A 5,178-nucleotide genomic window follows, 5' to 3' on the forward strand; every position below is an offset into this window, starting at 1 on the left:
CACTCCGCGCCGGGGGCGGCGGCGTTCGCTCGTCATGCTCAAACTGTATGCGGTGCCCCCGACACCTCGCGGCGCGATCCCCGAGGCGCGGGAGACGGGGCGCGGGGAGCCGGGCCGGGTTCGACGGAAGCCGGGCCTGGTTCTCGTACGCGGGCCGCCCTATAACCCGGCCCCAGAACGGAAACCAGGCCCGGCTCATCGGTGACTAGCGTGCGTCGGGCATCGAGTTTGGGCGCGCATCTCGGCGAGGACGGGAAGGCTGGTGTTCCCGCCCAGGGTCAACGGCTCGTGAAGGCCGTGGCCTCGTCGGCAGCGAATCCGTCGATCACCAGGCTTGCGAGCTGCCGGGTGCCGTCGAAGACCTCGACGACCACGTCGATCGATCCGTCGGGGAGGACGGTCGCGGCATAACTGGCGGTGATCGCCGAGTCGTCATAGGTGCGGTCGTCATCGGTCAAGTGCACGGTGATGGTGGCCCATGGGAGCTCCTGGGGGCGTGGGTTCGATGCGGTCGATACCCGGTATACATGAAGGATGGCCGCAGTAGCGACGGCGCGCCCGAGGTCCGGGTGGGGCCGGGGGGGCACCCCGAGGTCGTCGCGCGTGGCAGCGGGAGGATCACCAGCCCGAGGAGCCGGGGCTGGCGTGCCAGAGCTTGCGGGAGGTGATCGCTTCCCCCGGAGGCCGGGTGTCGGCATACGGGCTCTGCTGAAAACCGCTGGCGTGCACCAGAACTCGCCGCTTGCCGCCGGACTCGGCGACGCCGGTGCGCTCCCCCGTGACCGGATTGCCGCGCTCGTCGAGGGGGATGTCGGTGGCAGCCAGGAGGGCGTGGACGGCGTCGAGGCCGCCGGACTGCCACGCCTCCCACAGCGCCGAGAGTTCCCAGGCACCGTTGGCGCGCAACGAGATTCCCTTCGCTCCGGTGCGGCGGGTGATGCCCCGCACGAGCAGCAGCCAGGAGTGGAAGACGACAGTGGAGAAGGGCCCCTGGACGTCCTCGAAGAAGGTCGAGTCCGACGGGCCGGTGCCGTCCTCGAGGGTGAGGAAGACGACGCGGCGCCCGGAGCGCACCGGCGGTGTCTGGGTGGCGACCTTGACTCCCGCGACGAGGATCGTGGAGTTGCTGCGCATCCCCACCACGCCGCTGCTCGGGGTGACGCCGAGGGCGCGCAGCATCGGTGCGTAGAAGTCCATGACATGGCCCGTCGCGTCCAGGCCGAGGATGTCGAGTTCGGCGCGAATGCGTTCGGGCGCAGCCATATCCGGCAGGCCTGCGCCCGCAGACAGCTGTGGCTCGTCGCCGAGGTCGAGGGCGAGCTGGACCGGTTCGGCACGCACCGGCGCCGCGGCCTGCGACTGGGCGGCGGCCAGGTCGCGGGGGTCGACGCCGGACGACAATCCCCGTGTGTTCGGACTCAGCGCGGCAACGCCTTCGGTGATCATCCGCGCCGGGCGGACGCGTCGGCGGCCGGTGCGTATGCCGCGGTCCCACCGGTCGAGTTCGGCCACGCCGAGGAGGAGGTCGCGCCGGGTCATCCGGCCGTGCCGGCCGAGACCGCCGGCCGTGGCACCCATCGCATACATTGTGTCGAACCCGCCGGCGAGAACGAGCTTCTCGAGGATCGGCCGGGAGACCTGCGCGCGATGCCAGAAGTCGGCGAGACTGGCATACGGCTGCCCGGCGACGATCCGGGCGACCTCGGCCTCGCTGATGCCGCTGACATCGCTGAGGGAGAGGCGAATTCCCCATCCGGTGCCGTCGGCCATGTCCGGGTCGGGAGCCGGGGGCGGGTGCCAAATGTCGCCGAGCGGCGCGATCCGGGGGGCGCTCTCGGCCGGGTCGAGTCGCTCGACGCGGTAGGTGTCGCCGGAGGCGTTGACATCGAGGCCGAGGACGGCCACGCCGTGGACTCGGGCGTCGTCGAGGATGAGGCGCTTGGGATACATCCCCGGGTCGTGGGTGAGCACGCCGGCGAGGAAGTGCGCGGGATGATGGGTCTTGAGCCACGCGGACTGGTAGGTCGGCAGGGCGAAGGCCGCGGCGTGCGCCTTGCAGAAGCCGAACGACGCAAAAGCCTTGAGCACGGCCCAGATTCGGTCGCGGTGCTCCTGCTTGTAGCCGCGGGCCTTGGCCGCCGGGCGCCACCACTGCTCGATCTCCTCGATGCCGTGCGGGCTGCCCATCGCGCGGCGCACCTCATCGGCCTGCGCGAGCGAGACGCCGGTGGTTTCGGAGATGATCCGCAGCATCTGCTCGTGGAAGACGACGACGCCCTCGGTCTCCTGCAACGCGGGAATCAGTGTGGGGTGGAGGAATTCGGCGTCCGCCCACCCGTGCCGGGCCTCGAGGAAGGGCCGGATCATGTCCGACTTCACCGGCCCCGGTCGGAAGAGCGAGATGTCGATGATGAGGTCCTCGAAACGCACCGGACCGAACTTGCCGATGAGCTCGCGCTGCCCCGGGCTCTCGATCTGGAAGCAGCCCAGGGTATGCGTCGTGCGGATCATCGCGAACGTCTTCTCGTCGTCGAGCGGCACCTGCGCGCGATCATCGAGATCGACGAATTCCCCTGTGGTGCGCTCGATTTCGCGGACTGCATAGGCCATCGAGGACTGCATACGGATCCCGAGGACATCGAGCTTGAGCAGCCCGAGGACCTCGACGTCGTCCTTGTCGAACTGGCTCATCGGGAAGCCCAGCCAGCTCGCCTCGACCGGCGTGCGATCGAGCAGCGTGCCATTGGAGAGGATCACCCCGCACGGGTGGAGGGCGATATGCCGTGGCAGGCCGTCGAGACCCTCGACGAGGTCGAAAAGCGTTGTCAGCTGGTCGGAATCGAGACCGCGCTGCCGCAGCTCGGGCAGGTCGGCGATGGCCTGTCGAGCGTCGCGGGCCCGGATGTGCGGGAAGGCCTTGGCGATCTCGTCGATCTCGGCCGGCGGCATACCGAGCACCGAGCCGACATCGCGGATCGCATGGCGCACCTTGTAGGTGTCCATCATCGACACGCAGGTCACCCGCTCGCCGCCGAAGCGGTCGAGGATCTGCTCGTAGATATCGGTGCGGCGAGCGGACTCGACGTCGATGTCGATGTCGGGCAGTTCGGCGCGCAGCGGCGAGCAGAAGCGCTCCATGAGCAGGTCGTAGCGAATCGGGTCGACGCCGCTGATGCCGAGCAGATAGTTGACCAGCGAGCCGGCGCCGGAGCCGCGCGCGGCGACCCGCACCCCCATCTCGCGGATCAGGTCGACGACGGTTGCGACCGTCATGAAGTAGGTCGGATAGCCCAGGGCCGCAACGATATCCAGCTCTTCTCGCAGCCGCGCCTCCACGGCGCGGCGTTCGCTCTCACTCGCTCCCGGATAGCGGGTGAGGATCGCCGCGTGGCAGCGCTCGTCGAGGACGCGCTGGGGGTCAGTGCCCTCGGGTATGCCGAGGATGTGCGGCTCGGGCAGGTGCACCGCGCCGATGCCGAGATCGTGGCGCGGATGCTGGGCGCAGCGGTGCGCCAGCGCGAGAGTGTCGGCGAGCAGCCGCCCGGCGCGGGACGGATCGGCGCCGGCGCGCTCGGCCACCTCGCGAGCGATCCGGTGCATCGTCTCCGTCGTCGCCAGGTGCCCCGCCTCGGAGACCCGATCGAGGTGCCGGCGGTCGAGCATGACGAGCCGGCGGGCGGCGTCGAGGACGTCGACGATCCGTGCGTCGACGGGGTCGATATGCCGCACCGCCGCGGCGAGAATCGCCGGAATCCCGCACCGGTCAGCGAGATTCAGCATCCGGGCGGCGTGATTGCGCGAGCCCGGCGTGCCGTCGGGACCGCCGTGGCAGACGATCTCGACGACCAACCCGTCGCGAGGCAAGATCGCCCCCCAGGCCCGCAACAATGCCTCGGCACCGGCGAGGTCCTTGCGCAGCACCGCCCGCCCCACGTCGGAGTCCGGCCCCAGCAACACGACCAGACGGGCCGGGTTGCGCGCCGTCCCCCTTGCCTCCGGTCCGCTTCTCCCTCCCGTTTCGCTGTCGGCGAAGCTCGCCACCTGCTCGGGCGTCCCGATGGGGTTGCCGCGCTCGCCGCGCAGGTGGGTGTCGGTGACCAGGCGACACAGGGCGGCCCAGCCCTCGGCATACGAAATTCCAGTATGCGGTCCGTGGACGCCCCCGATTCCACTGGCCAGCACCGTGATTCGCGGCAGCCGAGGGTCGACGATCGCGCCGCCGCGCACCGGCGTTCGCGGCCGGCGGGCACGCGGGTCGGGCGGGGCGTCGAGGATGCCGCGGGCCATCGCCAGGTCGACCCCGAGCACGGCGTCGAGACCGGCCTTGGCAGCGGCCTGGACGAAGCGCACCGCGCCATACAACCCGTCCCGGTCGGTGAGCGCGACCGCCGGCTGGCCGTATTGCGCGGCCCGTTCCACCAGCGCCTCGGGCATCGCCGTGCCGTAACGCATCGAGAAGCCCGAGGCGAGGTGCAGGTGCGCGAACTCGGTCATGCGGACAGGAACTTTCGGGTCGACAAACGGGACTAGAACATTTGTACTAATCCTAGGTTTGCTTCCCGGCCCGCGCAACACCTGGTGTAACGCCTGCGCACCCACTCAGTGAAAGCACGGCACGATTCACCTGACGGCCAAGGAGGCCCACGATGACCGACCTCGCCCACCTGCTGCGCCAGGCCGACCCGGCAGCGACTAGCACGCCCGATCTGCTCGTGGGCGGACACCTGGGTTGTCTCCCGAACCTCCGATCCGCCACGGGCCGCCGTCGCTCTCTCGCAGGTCGAAGAGGCCCTGACCTGGGCGGCCGTGACAGCCCTCGACCCCGCGCCATGCCGTGGACCGAGCCGGACATGCAGCGGATCGCCGCGGACGCCCTCGCCGGTCGCGCGAAATGAGCTTGTCCGAGAGAGAGTTCGAGCAGCTCTACCGGGAACTCGGCCCACGGATTCTGGCCTTTCTCATGCGCCGGGTCCACGCGGGCGACGCGCCCGACCTGTTGGCCGAGACCTTCCTGGTCGTCTGGCGCCGGCGCGACACTGTGCCCGGCGGGGACGTTCGCGCGGCGTGGGTCTTCGGCGTGGCGCCACGGCTGGTGCTCGCGCACCATCGTGACGGTATGACGCGCCCCACCCCGGTCGCCGACCCGCCGGAACCGGCCGGGCCGGCGGCCTTCGTGGC

At 70.4% G+C, this 5,178-nt stretch carries 3 protein-coding genes; 1 reads left to right on the forward strand and 2 read right to left on the reverse strand.

What is annotated here, in order from left to right; all coding sequences use genetic code 11:
• Positions 1-278: 278 nt before the first annotated feature.
• On the reverse strand, positions 279-458 hold the full coding sequence (locus BN11_RS10960) for a hypothetical protein (RefSeq protein WP_157044087.1): 180 nt from the start codon (positions 456-458) through the stop codon (positions 279-281).
• Positions 459-618: 160 nt separating this feature from the next.
• Positions 619-4,494 (reverse strand): DNA polymerase III subunit alpha, encoded by a 3,876-nt coding sequence (locus tag BN11_RS10965; protein WP_048697578.1) that lies wholly within the window; start codon positions 4,492-4,494, stop codon positions 619-621.
• 403 nt (positions 4,495-4,897) lie between these two features.
• Between BN11_RS10965 and BN11_RS10970 the strand changes: the two genes are divergently transcribed.
• Positions 4,898-5,178, forward strand: a 281-nt coding sequence (locus BN11_RS10970) for an RNA polymerase sigma factor (RefSeq protein WP_268807099.1), incomplete at its 3' end; no start/stop codon positions are given.

It is taken from the genome of Nostocoides australiense Ben110 (genome assembly GCF_001050535.1).
Lineage (GTDB): Bacteria > Actinomycetota > Actinomycetes > Actinomycetales > Dermatophilaceae > Nostocoides_A > Nostocoides_A australiense.

Bases quoted from the DNA above. Each gene is read 5' to 3' on its own strand.
- BN11_RS10965 (WP_048697578.1), bottom strand. From the start codon at position 4,494: ATGACCGAGTTCGCGCACCTGCACCTCGCCTCGGGCTTCTCGATGCGT.